The organism is Staphylococcus sp. ACRSN (assembly GCF_022346615.1).
Lineage (GTDB): Bacteria > Bacillota > Bacilli > Staphylococcales > Staphylococcaceae > Staphylococcus.
The window spans coordinates 20,672-41,700 of sequence record NZ_JAKRNS010000011.1 but is presented as its reverse complement, the minus strand read 5'-3'; the positions used below and the strand labels follow the sequence as shown (position 1 = coordinate 41,700).

Genomic DNA, 21,029 nt, shown 5'->3' with positions numbered 1-21,029 from the left:
TCTTTGAGATGAGGTGAAATGATGATTACGGAAAAACGCCATGAGTTAATTTTGACTGAACTGTCAAAAAAAGATTTTTTAACATTACAAGAACTGATTGATCGAACTGAATGTAGCGCTTCGACAATTAGAAGAGATTTATCTAAATTACAACAGCTAGGTAAATTAAAAAGAGTTCATGGTGGCGCAACTCTAAATCAATCATCTCTATTGGAACCGAATTTAGCAGATAAAAGAAGTACAAACCATAGAGAAAAACAGGAAATTGGAAAGTTAGCGGCGCAACAAATTGAAGATAATGATTGTATATATTTAGATGCAGGGTCGACTACGTTGGAAATGATTCCGTATATTAAAGCGCAAGACATCATTGTAGTTACAAATGGTTTGACTCACGTGGAAGAACTTCTTAAACAAGGTATACGCACGTTGATTATTGGAGGGGAAGTAAAGGGTACGACATTTGCAACAGTTGGTGTGAGTGCAGTTGAAACACTAAATCGTTATCGATTTGATAAAGTGTTTCTTGGTATGAACGGTATCGATTTAAAGTATGGTCTGACAACGCCAGACGATCAAGAAGCTATTATCAAGAACAAGGCAATGCAATTGGCAACGCAAAATTTTGTGCTTGTAGACCATTCGAAATTCAATAAAGTTTACTTTGCATATGTGCCATTAACAGAAGATGTGACGTTGATTACATCTAAGAAAGCGATTGAAAGTACTACTTTTCAATATTTTTCAGAAAAATACAATTTTATTGGGGGAACATTATGATATACACAGTAACATTTAATCCTTCTATTGATTATATAATGTTTGCACAAGGATTCGAACTTGATGGTTTAAATCGTGCAACAGAAACATATAAATTTGCAGGAGGAAAAGGAATTAATGTATCAAGAGTATTAAAGACGTTAGATGTGCCATCAACAGCACTTGGATTTGCAGGTGGCTTTCCAGGCCAGTTTATCGAAGACACCTTAAAACAATCAGGTATTCAAACAGACTTTGTTAATGTAGACGAAGATACGAGAATTAATGTGAAATTGAAGACTGATAATGAAACGGAAATCAATGCACCAGGACCTTCGATTACAGAAAAGCAATTTGAATCTTTATTAAAACAAATTCAATCTACAACATCAGAGGATACTGTTATTGTTGCAGGTAGTATACCAAAAAGTGTACCGGCTAATGCTTATGAACAAATTGCCCAAATTACTAATACCACAGGTGCAAAACTCGTAGTAGATGCAGAAAAAGATTTGGTAGAAACGGTATTAAAATATAATCCATTGTTTATTAAGCCGAATAAAGATGAATTAGAAGTGATGTTTGACACAAAGATAACTACTGATGAACAGGTAATTCAATACGCTAAAGAAATAATAAATAGAGGCGCAACGTCTGTGATTATTTCTCTCGGTGGTGAGGGAGCAATCTATGTAGATCGTGAACAAAGCTACAAAGCAATTGTACCAAATGGCGATGTGGTAAACACGGTTGGTTCGGGTGATAGTACAGTTGCGGGAATGGTAGCTGGTTTAGAAAATGGATTACCTGTAGATGAAGCGTTTAAACAAGCGGTATCAGCGGGAACTGCTACAGCTTTTAATGATGACTTAGCCACACGCGATGCGATTGAAGACATTAAAGTACAAGTTCAGATTAAGACACTAGATGGGAGTGTATAATTATGAGAATTACAGAATTATTAACTAAAGATACGATTGCGATGGATTTAACTTCTAATGATAAAAATGGCGTTATTGAAGAACTAGTCAATCAATTAAATCATGCAGGTAAATTAAATGATATTACGGCTTTTAAAGAAGCCATTCATAATCGTGAATCACAAAGTACGACTGGCATCGGGGAAGGCATTGCAATTCCACATGCAAAAGTTGCTGCTGTAGACACACCTGCCATTGCTTTTGGGAAATCGAAAGAAGGCGTAGATTATCAAAGTCTAGATATGCAACCGGCACATTTATTCTTTATGATTGCTGCACCAGAAGGTGGGGCACAAACACATTTAGATGCTTTAGCAAAATTATCAGGCATTTTAATGGATGAAGATGTGCGAAAAGATTTATTGAATGCATCATCACAAGAAGAAGTATTAAATATTATTGATAAAGCTGATGATGAAGCAACTGAAGAAGAGGCATCAGAAGCGGAAGCAGCTACAGCAACTAGTGCAGTTGATAATGATGAGCCATATGTACTCGCTGTTACTGCATGTCCAACGGGTATTGCACATACCTATATGGCACGTGATGCATTGAAAAAACAAGCTGAAAAAATGGACGTTAAAATTAAAGTTGAAACTAATGGTTCCGGTGGTATAAAGAACCATCTTACAGAAGATGATATCGAACGCGCGCAAGGTATTATTGTAGCAGCAGATGTTCATGTTGAAACAGATCGATTTGACGGTAAGAACGTGATTGAAGTACCAGTTGCTGATGGTATTAAACGTCCTCAAGAATTGATTGAAATGGCTCAAGATACATCAAGAAAACCGTTTGTTGCAAGAGGAAATAGTGGAAGTAATACAGAAACAGCAAACGAAAAGCAAAGTGTAGGTAAAACAATTTATAAACATTTAATGAATGGTGTTTCTAATATGTTACCACTTGTTATTGCTGGTGGTATTATAATGGCCATTGTATTTTTATTTGGACCTAACTCATTTGATCCTAAGAGTTCAGAACATAATGCCTTTGCAGAGCAATTATGGAATATCGGTAAGAATAGTGCTTTTGCATTAATCATTCCAATATTGGCAGGTTATATCGCACGTAGTATTGCTGATAAACCAGGTTTTGCAGCAGGTTTAGTAGGTGGTATGTTAGCAGTTTCAGGTGATTCAGGATTTATTGGCGGTATTTTAGCAGGTTTCTTAGCAGGTTACTTAACGCAAGGTATTAAAAAACTTGTAAGTGGTTTACCTCAAGCATTAGAAGGTTTAAAACCGACACTTATTTATCCAGTATTCTCTGTAGCAATTACTGGTTTACTAATGATTTATGTATTAAATCCACCAGCATCATGGTTGAATAATTTATTACTCAATGGACTTCAAAGTTTGTCAGGTACAAATATTATGTTACTTGGTTTAGTACTTGGTGCGATGATGGCTATCGATATGGGTGGTCCTTTCAATAAAGCAGCATATGTATTTGCAACAGCAGCATTAACAGAAGGTAACGCTGCACCAATTACAGCAGCAATGATAGGTGGTATGATTCCACCACTTGCGATCGCAACAGCAATGATAATCTTTAAAAAGAAATTTACTAAAGAACAGCGTGGTTCTGTTGTTCCAAACTATGTGATGGGGCTATCGTTTATTACAGAAGGTGCAATTCCTTTCGCAGCTGCAGACCCAATACGTGTTATTCCATCTATGATGGTTGGTTCAGGAGTTGCGGGTGCCATCGCATTAGGTCTAGGTTCATCAATTCAAGCACCTCATGGTGGTATCTTCGTAATCGTTGGTACTGACTTTGGTCACGTATTACAATCGTTAATTGCAATTGTTATTGGTACAATTATCTCAGCCTTGTTATACGGTTTATTAAAACCAAAATTAGGAAAAGAAGAAATTCGTGCTTCAGAAGCAATGAATGAATAGAATTTAATTGAAATTTTTAATCAGTAGAGATACGTGGCTATCGTATTTCTACTGATTTTTATTTTCAATAGATAAAAAACTTAAGATTATAATATAAGCTATAATTTTGGTAAAATGATATAAAAGCGTCGTTGTCCGAAGTGAGTAAATTAACGTAAAGAAGGTAGATAACATGGCAGAATATGTGATAGAAAATGGCCGCATTTATACAGAATTTGAAACAATTGAAACAGGCTATATCATAGTAAAATCGGGTAAAATTGCTGGATTAGGAAAGGGAGAATATGAAGGTACATTACCTAAGTATGATGCGAATGGACTTCATGTTTTACCTGGGTTTATTGATATTCATATACATGGTGGATATGGTGAGGATGCAATGGATGCATCAGAAACAGGATTGAAACATTTTGCAGAATCTTTATTATCTGAAGGGACAACGAGTTTTTTAGCGACAACGATGACGCAATCAGATGATAATATTATTAAAGCTTTGAAAAATATAGTGAAGTATCAAGCGAATCATAACAAATATCAAGCTGCAGACATTGTTGGTATTCATTTAGAAGGGCCATTTATCTCAGAACATAAAGTAGGTGCACAAAATCCTAAATATGTCCAAAGACCTTCAATAGAAAAAATACAACAATTTCAAAATATAGCAAATCAACAAATTAAAGTAATAACATTTGCACCAGAAGTTAGTGGTGCAAGGGAAACATTAGCTGCCTTTCATGACAAAATCAAATTTTCCATTGGTCATACTGTGGCAACATATGATGAGGTGAATGAAGCTGTAGAGCAAGGGGCTAGACATGTGACCCATTTATATAATGCGGGTACGCCATTTGAACATAGAGAACCCGGTGTGTTTGGTGCCGCGTGGACAAATGATACTTTAAGCACCGAATTAATTGTAGATGGTATTCATTCACATCCTGCTGCTGTAAAAATTGCTTTGAAGCAAAAGGGTAATAAGCAATTTTTCCTAATTACGGATGCTATGCGAGCAAAAGGTATGCCGGATGGTGAATATGATCTTGGCGGCCAAAATGTGCATGTTAAAGGTGCAGAAGCAAGATTAGAGTCAGGTGCATTAGCAGGTAGTATATTAAAAATGAATGAAGGCGTGAAAAATTTAATGGTCTTTACTGGTGAATCATTAGACAAAATTTGGCGTGTCACTAGTCTAAACCAGGCGATTGCACTTAATATTGAGCATCAAAAAGGTAGTTTGGCCGTAGGAAAAGATGCAGATATTGTAATTTTAGATAATGATCAAACAGTATGTGCGACAATTAAAGAGGGAGAAATTCATCAGTTTGAAAAAAGAATTTTTTAAAAAATAAAATAATATATAATAGTGGAAAGTTGACTCAAACAAAATTTTACGTTTTAATGTCTAGTTGAACAAATAAAAATTGTAGTATAAATTAGATTGCAAGATTACATTATGATAAAATAAAGGAAATGCGTATTTTTAGGGAGGTGTTACAATGGGAAGGATTTAGTAAGTAATTTTATAGCATTGCGAGATAGAAAATTTTATGAACGGTCACCTATTGTGACACGATATTTTGGAGGTGAATCCCTAGAAATAGGGAACTAATTGGAAACTGTGACCATAATGAATTTAGTAATATTTTTTCTTTTAATAGCATTGACGACGGTCTTCGTCGGATCGGAGTTTGCACTTGTTAAAGTAAGAACAACAAGAATCGAACAACTTGCCACAGAAGGTAATGGCAGTGCTCGAATCGTAAAAAAAATGATCAAGAACCTTGATTATTATCTATCTGCATGTCAGTTAGGTATAACTGTTACATCTTTAGGACTTGGGTGGCTTGGTGAACCTACGTTTGATAAGTTGTTACATCCTCTATTTGAATTAATTAATTTACCTGAGGCATTGACAACAACTATTTCATTTATTGTGGCATTTATTGTTGTAACGTATTTACATGTTGTACTTGGTGAATTGGCACCTAAGACTTTGGCAATCCAATACACTGAAAAGTTAGCACTCATTTATGCAAGACCGTTGTACTATTTTGGTACAGTAATGAAACCATTAATTTGGTTAATGAATGGTTCAGCAAGAATGATTATTCGTATGTTTGGTGTAGATCCTGATGCAAATAATGATGCGATGTCAGAAGAAGAAATTAAAATAATAATTAATAATAGCTACAATGGTGGAGAAATCAATCAAACTGAATTAGCTTATATGCAAAATATTTTTTCATTTGATGAACGTCATGCGAAGGACATCATGGTACCACGTACACAAATGATTACATTAAATGAACCATTTAACGTAGATGAATTATTGGAAACAATTAAAGAGCATCAATTTACAAGATATCCTATAACTGAAGATGGCGATAAAGACCATGTTAAAGGTTTTGTAAATGTGAAAGAATTTTTAACAGAATATGCATCTGGTAAATCAATTAAAGTGAGCAACTATATTCATGAACTACCTATGATTTCTGAAACTACACGTATTAGTGATGCATTAATTCGTATGCAACGTGAACATGTGCATATGAGTTTAATCATTGACGAATATGGTGGTACAGCAGGTATATTAACAATGGAAGATATACTTGAGGAAATCGTTGGTGAAATACGAGATGAATTTGATGATGATGAAGTAAATGATGTTGTTAAATTATCAGACAATAAATATCAGATCAACGGTCGTGTATTGTTGGATGATTTAAATGACCAATTTGGCATTGAATTTATTGATTCAGAAGATATTGATACTATTGGTGGTTGGCTACAAGCGCATAATACAAACTTGCAACAAAATGATTATGTTGATACAGAATATGATCGTTGGGTTATAGCTGAAATTGATAATCATCAAATCATTACGGTAATATTAAAATATGAATTTAATGAAACTCGTCCAACTCCTGAAGATGATGAGGATGAGGAAGAAAAGGATTAATATGCGCTCTTTTGAGCTTATCATTAACCAGCTAGGTCTTTATGACTTAGCTGGTTTTTTAGTCTAATTGGAAAATAAATAAAGTAAGATGTGTTGGTATATTTTTTTATAAGAGTATATTAAAATAAATTGAATAAACATTATTTGTGGTTGAAAGGGGATTTGCATCATGATAGAAGACGTGTATTACTTAAACAATAGTTATCCAATGCCTAAAGTAGGGCTTGGTGTATATAAAATCACTGAAGAAGAAATGGAAACATCAATTGAAGCAGCATTAGAAGCAGGTTATAGAGCATTTGATACAGCTTATTTTTACAAAAATGAAATTGCATTAGGCAATGCCTTAAAACGTTCTGAAATACCAAGAGAAGATTTATTTATTACATCAAAGTTATGGAATGATTATCAAGGTTATGATCAGACAATTGAATATTTTACCAAATCAATAGAAAACCTTGGCACGGATTATTTGGATTTATTTCTAATACATTGGCCATGTGAAGAAGATGATTTGTTTATCGAAAGCTATAAAGCAATGGAAAAATTATATGAAGAGGGATGGGTACGTGCTATAGGTGTTTGTAATTTTAAGCAACATCACTTAGAAAAATTAATGGAAGCAACATCTGTTGTTCCAGCAGTTAACCAAATAGAGGTGCATCCATACTTCAACCAACAAGAATTACAAGCATTTTGTGATAAACATGATATCGCAGTTACTGCTTGGATGCCGTTGATGAGAAATCAGGGCCTACTAGATAACCCAATTATAACAGATATTGCAGAACGTTATGATAAAACACCTGCTCAAATTGTGTTACGTTGGCATCTAGCACATAATAGATTAATTATTCCTAAATCAAAAACACCAACTCGAATTAAAGAGAATATTGATATTTTTGATTTTAATTTGGAATTAACTGATATTGCACTAATAGACAATTTAAATGTAAATGAACGTCAGGGTAAAGATCCAGATAAAGTATCAATTGGCACATTAAAGTAATTAGACCAAAAGGTTGTTTGCTAATATTAAATTAGAAGTAGGTCTGATGAAACAAATAAGACTGAAATCACTTAGGTTAAACCTATTTTTTAAAAATATAGGCATATAAAATAGCAGTATTGATATAACATAATAACTAAAGTTAAAAGCTTGATTTAAAGACGTATCAATACAAAAACTGTCCCATTATGCAAGAATCAAGGAAATAAATCTTAGAAGAAGAATAGCTAGTAAATGATTTTTTATTCATTTACTAGCTATTTATTTACAAAACTTCGTATTGTTGTCTCACATGTCTAGGATACCACCTTAGCTTACTGGTACGGATTCCTCAGAAGTATTACCAACATACTTCACATATATGGACTTTTACATTAAAATCCTCTAATACTGAAAGCCCCTCATTTTAAGTTTGTTTAGTAATCAGTTTATTATGCGAAAGGTATTACTTTTTCGATATTAATAAAGTATATATTACTGATTTTAAATATAAATAAGGCTATTTAATTACTATGTAGTTTATTTTTTTCAAAATGGCTATTTATGTTTCATTCAGATTATTTTAGTATCGATATACCATGCGAGCGAAATATACAGAGAATGTAAATTGGCATGATATGATAAAGTGAAGTTGTTGTATAATAGATTGAATATAACGTGGATTTGTTTTCAAATATAAAAAAGGGGAATATGCTAAATATTGAACTTGAATTATATTTTTTAATACTTTTAATTTTGAACTATGTTATTATTTTTCCGATTATGATGCAAATAACAGATTAAATAGATTAACCAAGTTAAAATTTTAAACTTCACATCATTGTTAATAACAAACTTATTTTAAAAAACTTTAATTTTTTTACTTGATTATTAATTCAATATAAAGATTGTGTAAATCTAAATGATTAAGTTAGCTTTAAGATGATTAATATTGATAAAGTAAGAATAGAAGTAACTGAAATGAAGGTGTTAAGGTATGCAAATAAGAGTAATTGTGCCTTGCTTTAATGAAGGTGAAGTAATATTAAAAACTTATCAGCGCTTATCAGAGATATTGTCAGAAGATAGTGCGCATCATCAATATCAATATGATTTGTTATTTATTGATGATGGAAGTAAGGATAAAACGATTAATTATATTCAAGAGATAGCTACAAAAGATGAACATGTTAAATTCATATCATTCAGTCGAAATTTTGGAAAGGAATCTGCAATGATTGCTGGATATCAGAATAGTAAAGATTGTGATGCAGTAATTATGATAGATGCGGATTTACAACACCCTCCTGAATTTATTCCTAAAATGATTGAAGGGTATATGGATGGTTATGATCAAGTAGTCGCTAAAAGAGATAGAACTGGCGAAAAAAAATCACGTAAAATTATGACGCAAATTTATTATAAAGCAATCAATCGTTTCGTTGAAGATATCGAATTGGAAGACGGTGTTGGTGATTTTAGATTGTTGAGTCAACGTGCTGTCAATTCTCTAACTGAATTAGATGAATGCAATCGTTTTTCTAAAGGATTGTATGAATGGATAGGTTATAATACGAAAGTATTTACTTATGAAAATGTTGAAAGAGAAGATGGTGAGTCTAAGTGGTCATTTGGTAAATTACTTAATTATGGCATAGATGGCTTACTATCATTTAATACCAAACCACTACGTGCAATGATTTATCTTGGGCTATTTGTATTTTTTGTCAGCATTCTATATATTACATTTATTTTTGCAGGTATTATATTAAATGGTGTGAATACACCTGGATACTTTTCAACAATAGCTGCAATTCTATTACTTGGTGGTATTCAATTGATTTCGATTGGTGTTGTAGGTGAATATATTGGACGCATATACTATGAAGTGAAAGAGAGACCGAAATATATTGTCCAAGCTACCAATCTACGTAATGATAAAGTTAAGTCAAACCTAGACCAAGATTTATCATCTAATATGGGAACAAAAGAATTTAACAGTGAACAATTTAAATATAAAAAACACTATAAACGTAATAAGGAATTAGTAAATCATCGTTAAATGCTATGGTTAATATAGTGAAAACCAATGTGCGTGTGCTACGATAATAAATTTTTCAAAGCGTAAAAATTAAATAAAAGTCCTTAAGTAAATTTTAATATTTATTTAAGGACTTTCTTACTTTAAACATATTTAGTCTTGTTATAAAAATTAAGATGAACATCTGTCATATATAGTAGCATAAAGAAATTGAAATAAATTTAGGATATTATGATATAAAAAAGTCTAGGATATAAAATGCATTTACTGGTTATTAGCCGACTTTTAACTTACTATATTGTTACCTAGGATGTCGTCTGAGACTCAGTCTTTTGCTGATATTGACTACTCAAAAGCCTCACCAAAAAACTTCACAAATCATTGTGATTTCACATTAAAATAATAAAATATAAACTATACCTATTTTAAATATAAAAGAGAGCTAATCTATTAGATTAGCTCTCTTATTTTAATCATAGAGAGTTATGTCCTAGTTTCTTCATCGAACTAGGGTGAATATCTCAGTAATATTAATATGAATTGGTTATATTATTACGATTTTTTCTTACGTAATTTACCGACAATAAATGATACGACTGCAACTAATATAATTGTACCAATTAAAGCAGGGAAGATTGCGATACCACCTAAGTGCCAACCCCAATCTCCTAATAACCAAGAACCTAGAGCTGAGCCGACGATACCAGCAATAATATTACCTAAAATACCACCTGGAATATCTTTACCGACGATGCCACCAGCAATCCAACCGATTAGACCGCCGACAATTAGCATTAATATAAATCCCATAATATAACCTCCTTTTATTTAATTTCTTCAACATTAATATTTACCACAAATTGAATTGAATTAACCACGTTTATGTAAAAATATATTTTGCCAGATTACAAATGAAATGAAAATGGCGTGAATAATAATAAACATATACCAATATGGTGTAAGTAATGTCATTAATGTAGTAGAAAGAATCATAAGGATTTGCCCAACTAATACGGGATGTTTAATACGTTGCATGAATCCTATTTTGGCTTGCTCATTTGGTTGAAAACTACTATAGAAAACAACAATCGCACCAATCATAAAAATCGATGGCGCCAAATATGGAACCGACATATAATAAGAATCATTACTTGTACTGTAAGTTAAAATTAATGAAGTACTTAACATACTTGTTATGATAAAAGCTATAAATTTTTGTTGCGAAATAACAAAAGTATGAACTTTTTTATTTAAATAAAGTTGTAAAATTGTCCATAATATAAATTGTATATTAGTGTATACAGAAATAAAGTCATATTTACCAACTATAATTAAGTTGATAATACTTGTGATAGTTAATGCAATGAGTATAGAGCTAAACTTTAGTTGTTTGTAATTCTGACGATATAAATCAATACCGAAGACGATTAATACCGCAGCTATATTTATGATTATATTTATTAGCATGGTGCTCTCCTAACCTAGATACTTCACTGCAATATTATATCAATTAAGATAAATTTATTCATATGAAAACATTCAATGTTTCAGCATTTAGAAGTTTAGTTATTAAATGATTCATTTTCGTAGTAATCGAAAAATAATTCTAAATAATAAGCAGTGTGACTGTCCTATTAAATGTAAACGTATGTTCAAAATATTATAATCTGTTCAAAACATACAATTAGTCATTTAATATACATTGTTAATGTAAGGATGAATTGTGTTCATGTATTCCAATTCGATAGGTTACTTAACAGTAATTTATGAATTTATTTAATAATACTAAATTTTACCATAAAAAAGTGATGCGTTGATAGGACAAAGAGCATTATACAACGCATCACAGTAAAATCTCAATTTAAACACCTTTTTTATTGCTCCAAAGTAAGGTGTGTAGTTGAGGTAGAACATAGACATTATTCATATCAGGGCTAGCCATCACACGATCGACAAGTGTTTCATAGAGTGTTAACAATCTTTCAGTATGTGATTCAACATATTCGCCATCTAAATAAGGATTACCAACTTGTAGGTAAAAAGGAATATTAGGATAGCGATGATGTATCATTTTTGCAAATTCATAATCTGCATCATCAAAAATAACAACTTTAAGATTTAATGTCTCTTCTACACATTGTTTAATAACTTCATCTAAAATTGGGAGGTTAGGTTTCATTTTAGAGCTAGGCGGTTTTGGACTTATTGTTAAATCATCAATTTGAGTCATCCAAGGTTGGAATTTACTACCTTGTGTTTCTAATGCACTTTTGATATTTTTACTGTCGAATAAATCAACTAAAGATTGAATACCTTTGATTAATGCAGGATTACCACCTGAAATCGTAACATGATTAAATGAATCACCAGCAACTTCATATAGTTCATCATAAATCTCTTCAGCTGTCATAAGCTTGATATCATCTTTGGCACTACCATCCCAAGTAAAGCTTGAATCACACCAACTACATCTATAATCACAACCTGCAGTTCTGACAAACATTGTTTTACGACCTATGACACGGCCTTCGCCTTGAATCGTAGGACCGAATATTTCTAATACAGGTATCTTACTCATGTGTTGTCTCCTTAGGTCTATACACTACATAACTCGTTGGTGTTTCTCTTACATATACCTGTAAACATTTTGGTTTGTTATGACGTGCGTCTAATGAATTTTGGACCATTTCATAAATTGTTTGTGCTACAACTTCTGTAGAAGGGCTCTTGCCTTCGAATTGTGGAAGCTCATTTAATAAATGATGATCGAATTGGCCATGTATTAATTTTTTTAAATCACTAAAATTTACTAAAAAGCCATTATGGTCGAGTGTATCGCCCGCGATTGTCAAATTTACAAAGTACGTATGACCGTGTGTTCTCATACACTTACCAGCATCTTCACTTGGAATGTAATGTGCTGCAGAAAAATTAAAATCCTTATTTAATTCAAATTGGTAACCATGTTGTACACTTGGATAATTTTGTTGGAACATATTATCTCGCTCCTTTTTCATTTAAATATGCATTTAAACCGCGTGCGCGTAAGTGACAAGCTGGACATTCGCCACATCCTTCTCCAACGATACCGTTGTAACAAGTGAGTGTTTTCGTTCTGATATAATCAAGCACGCCTAAGTCATCACTTAATGCCCATGTTGCTTTTTTGTCTAGCCACATTAAAGGTGTATGAATAACAAAATCTTTATCCATAGCAAGTGATAATGTAACATTCATTGATTTAATAAAACTGTCTCTACAATCTGGATACCCAGAAAAATCTGTTTCACAAACACCTGTAATAATATGTTTTGCGTTTATTTGATATGCTAATGCGCCTGCAAAAGATAGAAATAATAAGTTTCTTGCTGGAACAAAAGTGTTTGGTATACCATCTTCGTTTTCTTCAATGTCCATATCGTGTTGTGTTAATGCATTCGGTGTTAATTGTGATAATAAAGACATATCTAATAGATGGTGTTTCACGTCTTGTTCTTCTGCAATTTGTTGAGCAACCTTTATCTCGGTATCATGTCTTTGACCATACTGGAAGGTAACAAGTTCAACTTCTGAAAAATGTTTTTTTGCCCAAAACAAACAAGTGGTACTGTCTTGTCCACCACTAAAGACGACGATTGCTTTATCGTTATTTAATAATTGTTGCGTCATAGAATAATGCACTCCTTATAAATTTCGTACTAGCTTTTATATATTTCAAAATGACGCAAAAAAACGTCTATCTCTATAAAAAGACAGACGTTTTCGAGTGTCTAGTTTTTTATAGAGGGTATCAGCTAGGAACCTCTTTGTATTCATTTATGCCGTGAATAGAATAATATATTTACGTTGTAAAATCAAGGTGATATTTGTGATAATAAAGCTAATAGCATATGATAGATTAATTATAAAAGAGGTGAACACATGATATTAATGATAGATAATAAAGATTCATTCACCTATAACATTGTAGATTATATTGAGCAAATCTACAAAGATGGTGTTTGTGTCATAGATGTAGCACAACTTACAGTTGAATTTATTACAAAGGTAAATCCTAAAGCAATCATTATTTCTCCAGGACCTGGGACTCCGGATGATTATCCCATAATTACAGAAATGATGGATGCCTATAGCGCTCAAATACCGATTTTAGGTGTGTGTCTTGGTTTTCAACATATTATTACTTATTTTGGTGGAGATATTATAAAAAGCGTCCGTCCAATACATGGTCACACTACTTTGATAGAACACAATAATCAAGGTATTTTTAAAGGCTTACCCAACACATTCGAAGTAATGCGATATCATTCATTAATGGCATGCAGAGAAACAATACCTGATTTATTAACAATAACGGCTGTTAATAAGGAAGGTATCGTTATGGCAGTTGAACATCAACATTTACCTATTTACGGTGTACAATATCATCCAGAGTCTATTTTGAGTGAATATGGTTTAGATCAAATGAAATTATTTATAGAAATTATGGTGGAGAAATATGCAAATACAATTTAATTATCGATATATAAGTGATGAAGTGACGTTTGAATCACATCAATATAATTTTTCACGTTGTATTAAACAAAAAATTGCTTATCAAATTAAAGATATAGGAGAGGTTGTACACTTTGCAGAAATGATGCAAAAGTCAGGATATTATGTTGCATTATACTTACCATATGAAGCGGCAACATACTTTAATCCAAATATGGAGACAGTATCAATAAACCATGTCAATGTCTATGCAGCTGCCTATGCTTTTGTTGAATTTGATAATCCTGAGAATACGTTGAAGCAAGCTTATGTACAACAGTGTGATTTTACATTCTGCCTAAATCATCAAACAATGATTGAACATATTAAATTTGTGCAAAAAGCTATAATTGAAGGAAATACATATCAAGTGAACTATACGACACGATTAACAGATAAAATACGACTTCCAATTGCAACATTATATAATGAATTACAACAGGGGAAAAATGGATTTTATTCTGCGTTAATCGATACAGATGAAATTGAGGTGGCTTCAATTTCACCAGAGCTATTTTTTCAAAGAGGGCCATTTAAAGGAGAGCAGGATATTATACTAAGCAAACCGATGAAAGGAACGATTGCACGAGGTGAAACTGAAGATGAAGATAAAAAGAATTTAGAAACCTTGAAACACTCTGCGAAAGATAAAGCAGAAAATGTGATGATTGTAGATTTGTTACGAAATGATATTGGAAGAATTGCTGAAACTGGCACAGTTCATGTATATCAATTGTTTAATATTGAACAGTATTTAACGGTTTATCAAATGACAACGATGGTTACTGGCAGGGTTAGTCATACAAAATCATTGTTAGAAATTTTAAAGGCACTGTTCCCGTGTGGTTCAATCACTGGTGCTCCAAAGCTTAATACAATGAAGTATATTAAAGCATTAGAACAAGTACCAAGATATATCTATTGCGGAACTATAGGTTTGTTACTTCCTAATGGTAAATCGATATTCAATGTTCCAATAAGAACGATTCAATATATTAATAATCAAGCGGTTTATGGTGTTGGTGCTGGTATAACGATTGATTCTGATCCAGAGTTAGAAATTAATGAATTTAAAGATAAGACGCAAATATTGGAGAGATTATAATGCAACTATTTGAAACGATGCGACTGGAAAACGGTGATTTTAGTAGACTGAATTATCATATAGCTAGAATGCGTAAAGCATGTAAACGGCTAAATATTGATTTTAGTCAAAGTGAATTTGAAAATTTAATTGAAACTATAGCCAAACACAATGCGCGAGGTATATTTAGAGTGAAAGTTTTAATTAATGAGAACGGTGATTTTGAGCATGTGATAGCTGATTTGCCTATTAAAAGTTCTTTTACAGCACGTTTAGTAAAGTTAAATGTACCAGATAATCATGAAGAAATGATTTATAAGACGACACAGCGAAATCATTTAGCGCACAATCATGCAACAGATATAATTCTTTTATATAATGATGAGGGCAAATTATTAGAATTTGATATAGGAAATCTGATGATTAAGGAGCAGCAACAGTATTTTACGCCGACGTATAATGAAGATTTCTTAAAGGGATGCATGAGGGCAGCTTTAATTGATGAAGGTAAATTAATCGAAAAAGATTATTATATAGAAGAATTTAAATCAAAGTTACAAGATGGCGAAATCGAGGTTTTTCTTATAAATAGTTTGAGAGAGGTTGCCGATGTTACATTTTATCTTTAAAATATAGTTTAAGTAACAGTTATAAATAAAACTAACATGAACTTACATTTGATTACTAATAAAAATCATAATTAACAATGGCTCATCAATACATTTGAATGATAAAACGATTAGTGCCATTTAAATAAAATTAAACAGTGAGTGAGGCAAGATTAATGATATGGGTTTGGACAGTAGCGATTATCGTTTTAGCAATACTAACCAAGTTGTGGACGAATCGATTAGCGAAAATAAATAGAATGTTACGTGCGCAAGTCATCGTTTCCATATCTTGTATTGTCCAAATTATCTTTATTTACTTTTTTATGAGAGAACTCGTACATCATTTAATACAAGGATTACGTATGTTTTATCATTAGAAAAGCAACAATTTATGAGGTGAACCTATGAAGATTTATAGTCAAGGAGACCAAGCTATTGTGGTTTCTATTGAGAAAGAAGTCTCGAGAGATTTAACAGAAGATTTATTGGCACTAAAATCATATCTATTAAGTAAAAATTTTACGTTTATAACAGAAATTGTGCCAACTGAATCGGATATGATGATTTGTTACGATGCGAGAGATATGATTAAACATCATCATATTCATTCGCCATTTTTGTACATGAAAGCATTATTGCAATCAATACAGCTTGAGATTAATCATGTCGACAAAGCAATGTCTGCCGTAGAGATACCAGTTGTTTATGGAGGAGAGTATGGTCCAGATTTGGAAGATTTACTATCATATTATAAATTAACAGAAGATAAGTTTGTTAAATTACATACTAAGCCAACATATTTTGTTTCAATGATGGGCTATACACCTGGCTTCCCTTATTTAACTGGCATGGAAAAACGTTTATTTGTAAATCATACTGGTAAGGAAAAGCAATTTATCCCTGCAGGTTCTGTTGTTATTGAGGGTAAGAAATGTGGAATCACTACAACAGATACATATGGAGATTGGTTAGTGGTTGGCTATACACCGGTCAAATTGTTTAACCCTAATAATGTAGACTTTGCCAAATTGAAGTTAGGGGATAACGTAAGCTTTAAACCAATAACGGAACAAGAACTTGACTTAGGAGGCTTTAAACCATGTCAATTATAATTGAAGATGCGGGATTATTTTCAAGCTTTCAAGATTTTGGTCGTCATGGCTATGAACATAGCGGCGTTATACCTGGTGGAGCCTTAGATCCTTTGTCGCATGAAATTGCAAATAGACTCGTCGCAAATGACAAAAGAGAAGCAACATTGGAAATGACAAATAATATGGCACGAATCCGTTTTACCGAACCGACGTTAATTGCTTTAAGTGGTGGTAATTTTAAAGCTACGACGGACAATATGACAGTATTACCCAACAAGTTGTATTTAATGGAGAAGGGAGATGTTCTATCGTTTATAGAAACGAAACAGACATCACGTGTCTATTTGGCTGTTGGAGGAGGTTTTGAGTTAGACGAATGGCTAGGATCAACATCTACTGACTTTAAATCTCAGATAGGTGGCTTTCACGGCCGTAAGTTAAAAAAAGGTGACGAAATAAATATGAAACGTGATTATACCGAACGTCATCACAAGTTATTTGAAAACCTTGAAGAAAAACATGAGACCAATTGGGGTATAGATGGCTATGCACTGTCATTTAATTATATGTCAGATGTTATTCATGTTATTAAAAATAAAGGAACTGAAGATTTTAAGAAAAATGCACTAAACCGTTTTATATTATCAGAATATAAAGTTTCAAGTAAGGCGAATAGAGTAGGAATGTTAGTAGAAGGTCCTTCGGTGAAGGCTTATTATGAAGACATGCCTGCACATCAATCTGTGCAAAAAGGCACAATTCAAGTTAAAAGAGATGGGACACCAATTATATTGTTAAATGATCATTACACATTAGGTAGCTACCCACAACTTGGGACTATCGCAAGCTATCATCTAACTAAATTAGGACAAAAACATCAAGGAACAAAATTAAAATTTCAATTTATTGATGTAGAAACAGCTGAAAAAAATCTAATTAAATATTCTAATTGGCTCAATCAATTATTTCATGGAATTGAGTATCGAATGCAATTAGAAATGTTGAAATAACAGAAAAAAGTGGAATTATATAACATTATGATATTCTTATCATCTTATTCTTAGATATAATTTGTGCTATATAAGATAAATTGAGATAATACGAAAAGAAATCACGTTCAAATTAGCGTGATTTCTTTAATTTTTAAGTAGAATAGCGATTAAAAATTTGATAATATTAAAAAAATATAAGAAAGTTTGAAGTATTATAATTATTTCTTATTATATATATAGGGCTATAGTCTGATTAATATATCAATAATTCTGCGTATAATTAAAACGTATCTTGTTCCTTAATGGATTATTAATATGTCGTTAATAAGTTCTTAATAAAAGGATATTTATAAGTTTATTCACCTCAAAAAGTGTGTTTTTACTTGAAATTTGACTTCAATTGCTTTATATTAATTAATTGAACTGTATGCGTTTTGTTACAGTTGTATTACAAAAAATGCGAAATGTAAATGGATTATTAATATATTAAACTACAGTATAAATCTGTAAAATCATCTCGTATTTAAACTGCTAAAACAAAGCAATGCATATTGAAAATTAAAAACGAATGAATTGAAATCAAATTTAAAGAAGTGAAATCGCTAGCAAAACTGATGTGTTTCTAAATAACTTTAAAAGCCTGAAGAATGTATTTTAGCAAATAACGACCTAATGAATTACTAAGCAATATTATTATCGCAAACAGGACATCATTACAGTAACTTTGCCAATTTTTTCTAGGTATGGATAATAACCAGCCTATATTAATTTATAACGGGGGAAACAAACATGAGTTTACACAAAAAGAAATTGACTCTTTTTGCGTTTTTTATTTTGACAGTATTAACTGTTACTTTAAAGACGTATTTTTCATATTATGTTGATTTTTCTTTAGGTGTTAAAGGATTAGTTCAAAACTTAATCTTATTAATGAATCCATACAGTTTAGTGGCTTTAATTTTAAGCATCTTCTTATTCTTTAAAGGAAAGAAAGCTTTTTGGTTTATATTTATTGGAGGCTTTATTCTAAGTTTTCTATTGTACGCTAACGTCGTTTATTTCAGATTTTTCTCTGACTTTTTAACGTTTAGTACATTAAATCAAGTAGGCAATGTAGAGTCAATGGGAGGAGCTGTAACAGCTTCATTTAAATGGTACGACTTCATTTATTTCCTTGATACTATTATTTCCTTGTTTATTTTAATCTTTAAGCAAAAATGGATCGACAAACGCGTATTTAGCAAAAAATTTGTGCCGGTAATTATGGCAGCATCAGTCGCGTTATTCTTCTTAAACTTGGCATTTGCGGAGTCGGATCGTCCTGAATTGTTAACACGTACATTTGACCATAAATATTTAGTTAAGTATTTAGGGCCATATAACTTCACAGTTTATGATGGTGTGAAAACAATTCAAAATAAACAACAAAAAGCACTAGCAAACGAAGACGATTTAACTAAAGTGTTGAATTACACGAAACAAAAACAAGTTGAACCGAATAAAGAATATTATGGTGCAGCTAAGAAGAAAAATATTATCAAAATTCACTTAGAGAGTTTCCAAACTTTTCTTATAAATAAAAAAGTTAATGGTCAAGAGGTAACACCATTCTTAAATAAACTTTCAACTGGTAAAGAAGGATATAGATATTATCCAAACTTCTTCCACCAAACAGGTCAAGGTAAGACCTCTGACGCAGAGTTTACAATGGATAATAGTTTATATGGTTTACCACAAGGGTCCGCATACTCACTAAAAGGTGATAATACATTCCAATCACTACCAGCGATTCTTGATCAAAAACAAGGTTATACATCAAGCGTAATGCATGGTGACTATAAAACATTCTGGAACAGAGACCAAGTGTACAAACATTTCGGTATTGATAAGTTCTATGACGCAACATACTTCGATATGTCACCAGACAACATCGAAAACTTAGGACTAAAAGATAAAGAGTTCTTTAAAGAATCTACGGATTACTTAGCTAAAGAAAAAGAACCGTTCTATTCGCACTTAATTACATTAACGAATCATTATCCATTCACATTGTCATCAGAAGATGCAACAATCGATAGTCCGAATACTGGTGATTCTACAGTAGATGGATATATTCAAACAGCTAGATATTTAGATGAATCATTAGAAGAATTTGTTAATGAATTGAAGAAAAAAGGATTATATGATGATTCTGTTATTATGATTTATGGTGACCACTATGGTATTTCAGAAAATCATAATAAAGCGATGGAAAAATTATTAGGTGAAGATATTACTCCTGCTAAATTTACTGACTTAAACCGTACTGGTTTATGGTTGAAGATACCTGGTAAAGAAGGTACAGTTGATAAAACTTATGCAGGTCAAGCTGATGTTATGCCAACAATCTTACATTTAATGGGTATCAATACTAAGAATTACTTGATGATGGGTACAGATTTATTATCTAAAGATCATAATGATACAGTTCCATTTAGAAATGGTGATTTTATAACAAAAGATTATAAATATGTAAACGGTAGAATTTATGATAACAAGACAAACGAACCCGTTACTAAAACACCAAAAGATTTTGAAAAACGTAAGCAACAGTCTGAAAAAGACTTAGAAATGAGCGACAATGTCTTAAATGGTGACTTGTTTAGATTCTATAAAAACCCTGACTTCGATAAAATTAATCCTTCTAAGTATGAATATAAAACTGGTCCAAAAGGACAAGAAAAAAATTAGAAGTATTAAAGAAGCATTAAGGATTAATGTTTATTAATATAAAGGCAACCTTCAATTATTAAGAAGGTTGCCTTTTTTATGTAATAAACTTTAGTTAATAATTAAGGTAATCAGTTTATTTTTAAAGTGACATTAAATTGAAAATAGATTAAATGTAGCTTATTTAATACTTCGTATTGTTAGCTCGCTTGCTTAGGGGACAGCTTAAGCCTGTAGTCTTCAGCTCGCCCTGTTCCCTCAAGCGTCTCGCTTAAATACGTGGTATTCATATGTAGTATTACTTTAAAACACTTTGAAAAATAAAGATTTTCCGTATAATTTAATAAATATTACTAAGTTAAATTAATGAAG

At 31.9% G+C, this 21,029-nt stretch carries 19 protein-coding genes; 14 read left to right on the top strand and 5 right to left on the bottom strand.

The window, feature by feature from the left end; all coding sequences use genetic code 11:
• Positions 1 to 18: 18 nt before the first annotated feature.
• The 7 genes from MHZ36_RS10705 (at position 19) to MHZ36_RS10675 (ending at position 9,655) form a co-directional block, all read left to right on the top strand.
• The gene (locus MHZ36_RS10705) at positions 19 to 780 is read left to right on the top strand and encodes a DeoR/GlpR family DNA-binding transcription regulator (RefSeq protein ID WP_239231624.1); all 762 of its coding nucleotides are present in this window, start codon (positions 19 to 21) and stop codon (positions 778 to 780) included.
• Complete coding sequence (gene pfkB / locus MHZ36_RS10700; protein WP_239231623.1) at positions 777 to 1,700, top strand: 1-phosphofructokinase; 924 nt, start codon at positions 777 to 779, stop codon at positions 1,698 to 1,700. Before MHZ36_RS10705 ends, pfkB begins: the two co-directional genes overlap by 4 nt.
• Positions 1,701 to 1,702: 2 nt before the next feature.
• Positions 1,703 to 3,646 (top strand): PTS fructose transporter subunit IIABC, encoded by a 1,944-nt coding sequence (locus tag MHZ36_RS10695; protein ID WP_239231622.1) that lies wholly within the window; start codon positions 1,703 to 1,705, stop codon positions 3,644 to 3,646.
• Between the two features lie 172 nt (positions 3,647 to 3,818).
• Positions 3,819 to 4,988, top strand: a complete 1,170-nt coding sequence (nagA, locus tag MHZ36_RS10690) for an N-acetylglucosamine-6-phosphate deacetylase (RefSeq protein ID WP_239231621.1) — start codon at positions 3,819 to 3,821, stop codon at positions 4,986 to 4,988.
• A 267-nt stretch (positions 4,989 to 5,255) separates the two neighbouring features.
• Positions 5,256 to 6,605 (top strand): hemolysin family protein, encoded by a 1,350-nt coding sequence (locus MHZ36_RS10685; protein ID WP_239231620.1) that lies wholly within the window; start codon positions 5,256 to 5,258, stop codon positions 6,603 to 6,605.
• 169 nt (positions 6,606 to 6,774) lie between these two features.
• Complete coding sequence (locus MHZ36_RS10680) at positions 6,775 to 7,614, top strand: aldo/keto reductase (protein ID WP_239231619.1); 840 nt, start codon at positions 6,775 to 6,777, stop codon at positions 7,612 to 7,614.
• Positions 7,615 to 8,590: 976 nt separating this feature from the next.
• Positions 8,591 to 9,655: a glycosyltransferase family 2 protein gene (locus MHZ36_RS10675; protein ID WP_239231618.1), complete on the top strand. Its 1,065-nt coding sequence runs from the start codon at positions 8,591 to 8,593 to the stop codon at positions 9,653 to 9,655.
• 531 nt (positions 9,656 to 10,186) lie between these two features.
• Here the strand turns inward: MHZ36_RS10675 and MHZ36_RS10670 are convergent.
• The 5 genes from MHZ36_RS10670 to queC all read right to left on the bottom strand — a co-directional run bounded on the left by MHZ36_RS10670 (position 10,187) and on the right by queC (position 13,303).
• Positions 10,187 to 10,444: a GlsB/YeaQ/YmgE family stress response membrane protein gene (locus MHZ36_RS10670; protein WP_239231617.1), complete on the bottom strand. Its 258-nt coding sequence runs from the start codon at positions 10,442 to 10,444 to the stop codon at positions 10,187 to 10,189.
• Positions 10,445 to 10,504: 60 nt separating this feature from the next.
• A complete protein-coding gene (locus tag MHZ36_RS10665; RefSeq protein ID WP_239231616.1) occupies positions 10,505 to 11,101 on the bottom strand; it encodes a hypothetical protein in 597 nt (198 codons plus the stop codon).
• A 394-nt stretch (positions 11,102 to 11,495) separates the two neighbouring features.
• Entirely contained in the window at positions 11,496 to 12,212 is a 717-nt protein-coding gene (gene queE, locus MHZ36_RS10660) for a 7-carboxy-7-deazaguanine synthase QueE (RefSeq protein ID WP_239231615.1), read from the bottom strand.
• The gene (queD, locus tag MHZ36_RS10655; RefSeq protein WP_239231614.1) at positions 12,205 to 12,630 is read right to left on the bottom strand and encodes a 6-carboxytetrahydropterin synthase QueD; all 426 of its coding nucleotides are present in this window, start codon (positions 12,628 to 12,630) and stop codon (positions 12,205 to 12,207) included. The genes queE and queD overlap by 8 nt, the downstream gene beginning before the upstream one ends.
• A 1-nt stretch (position 12,631) precedes the next feature.
• The gene (gene queC / locus MHZ36_RS10650; RefSeq protein WP_239231613.1) at positions 12,632 to 13,303 is read right to left on the bottom strand and encodes a 7-cyano-7-deazaguanine synthase QueC; all 672 of its coding nucleotides are present in this window, start codon (positions 13,301 to 13,303) and stop codon (positions 12,632 to 12,634) included.
• A 252-nt stretch (positions 13,304 to 13,555) separates the two neighbouring features.
• Here queC and MHZ36_RS10645 point away from each other — a divergent pair, with 252 nt between their 5' ends.
• The 7 genes from MHZ36_RS10645 to ltaS all read left to right on the top strand — a co-directional run bounded on the left by MHZ36_RS10645 (position 13,556) and on the right by ltaS (position 20,678).
• The gene (locus tag MHZ36_RS10645; protein ID WP_239231612.1) at positions 13,556 to 14,149 is read left to right on the top strand and encodes an anthranilate synthase component II; all 594 of its coding nucleotides are present in this window, start codon (positions 13,556 to 13,558) and stop codon (positions 14,147 to 14,149) included.
• Positions 14,133 to 15,272 carry a chorismate-binding protein gene (locus MHZ36_RS10640; RefSeq protein WP_239231611.1) on the top strand — a complete coding sequence of 380 codons (1,140 nt, stop codon included), beginning with the start codon at positions 14,133 to 14,135 and terminating at the stop codon, positions 15,270 to 15,272. The genes MHZ36_RS10645 and MHZ36_RS10640 overlap by 17 nt, the downstream gene beginning before the upstream one ends.
• Entirely contained in the window at positions 15,272 to 15,880 is a 609-nt protein-coding gene (locus MHZ36_RS10635) for an aminotransferase class IV (protein ID WP_239231610.1), read from the top strand. Before MHZ36_RS10640 ends, MHZ36_RS10635 begins: the two co-directional genes overlap by 1 nt.
• A gap of 155 nt (positions 15,881 to 16,035) precedes the next feature.
• Entirely contained in the window at positions 16,036 to 16,239 is a 204-nt protein-coding gene (locus tag MHZ36_RS10630) for a hypothetical protein (RefSeq protein ID WP_239231609.1), read from the top strand.
• Between the two features lie 27 nt (positions 16,240 to 16,266).
• Positions 16,267 to 16,974 (top strand): 5-oxoprolinase subunit B family protein, encoded by a 708-nt coding sequence (locus tag MHZ36_RS10625; RefSeq protein WP_239231608.1) that lies wholly within the window; start codon positions 16,267 to 16,269, stop codon positions 16,972 to 16,974.
• Positions 16,962 to 17,966 carry a 5-oxoprolinase subunit C family protein gene (locus MHZ36_RS10620; protein WP_239231607.1) on the top strand — a complete coding sequence of 335 codons (1,005 nt, stop codon included), beginning with the start codon at positions 16,962 to 16,964 and terminating at the stop codon, positions 17,964 to 17,966. The genes MHZ36_RS10625 and MHZ36_RS10620 overlap by 13 nt, the downstream gene beginning before the upstream one ends.
• A 771-nt stretch (positions 17,967 to 18,737) precedes the next feature.
• Positions 18,738 to 20,678, top strand: a complete 1,941-nt coding sequence (gene ltaS / locus MHZ36_RS10615) for a polyglycerol-phosphate lipoteichoic acid synthase LtaS (RefSeq protein ID WP_239231606.1) — start codon at positions 18,738 to 18,740, stop codon at positions 20,676 to 20,678.
• Positions 20,679 to 21,029: the final 351 nt, after the last annotated feature.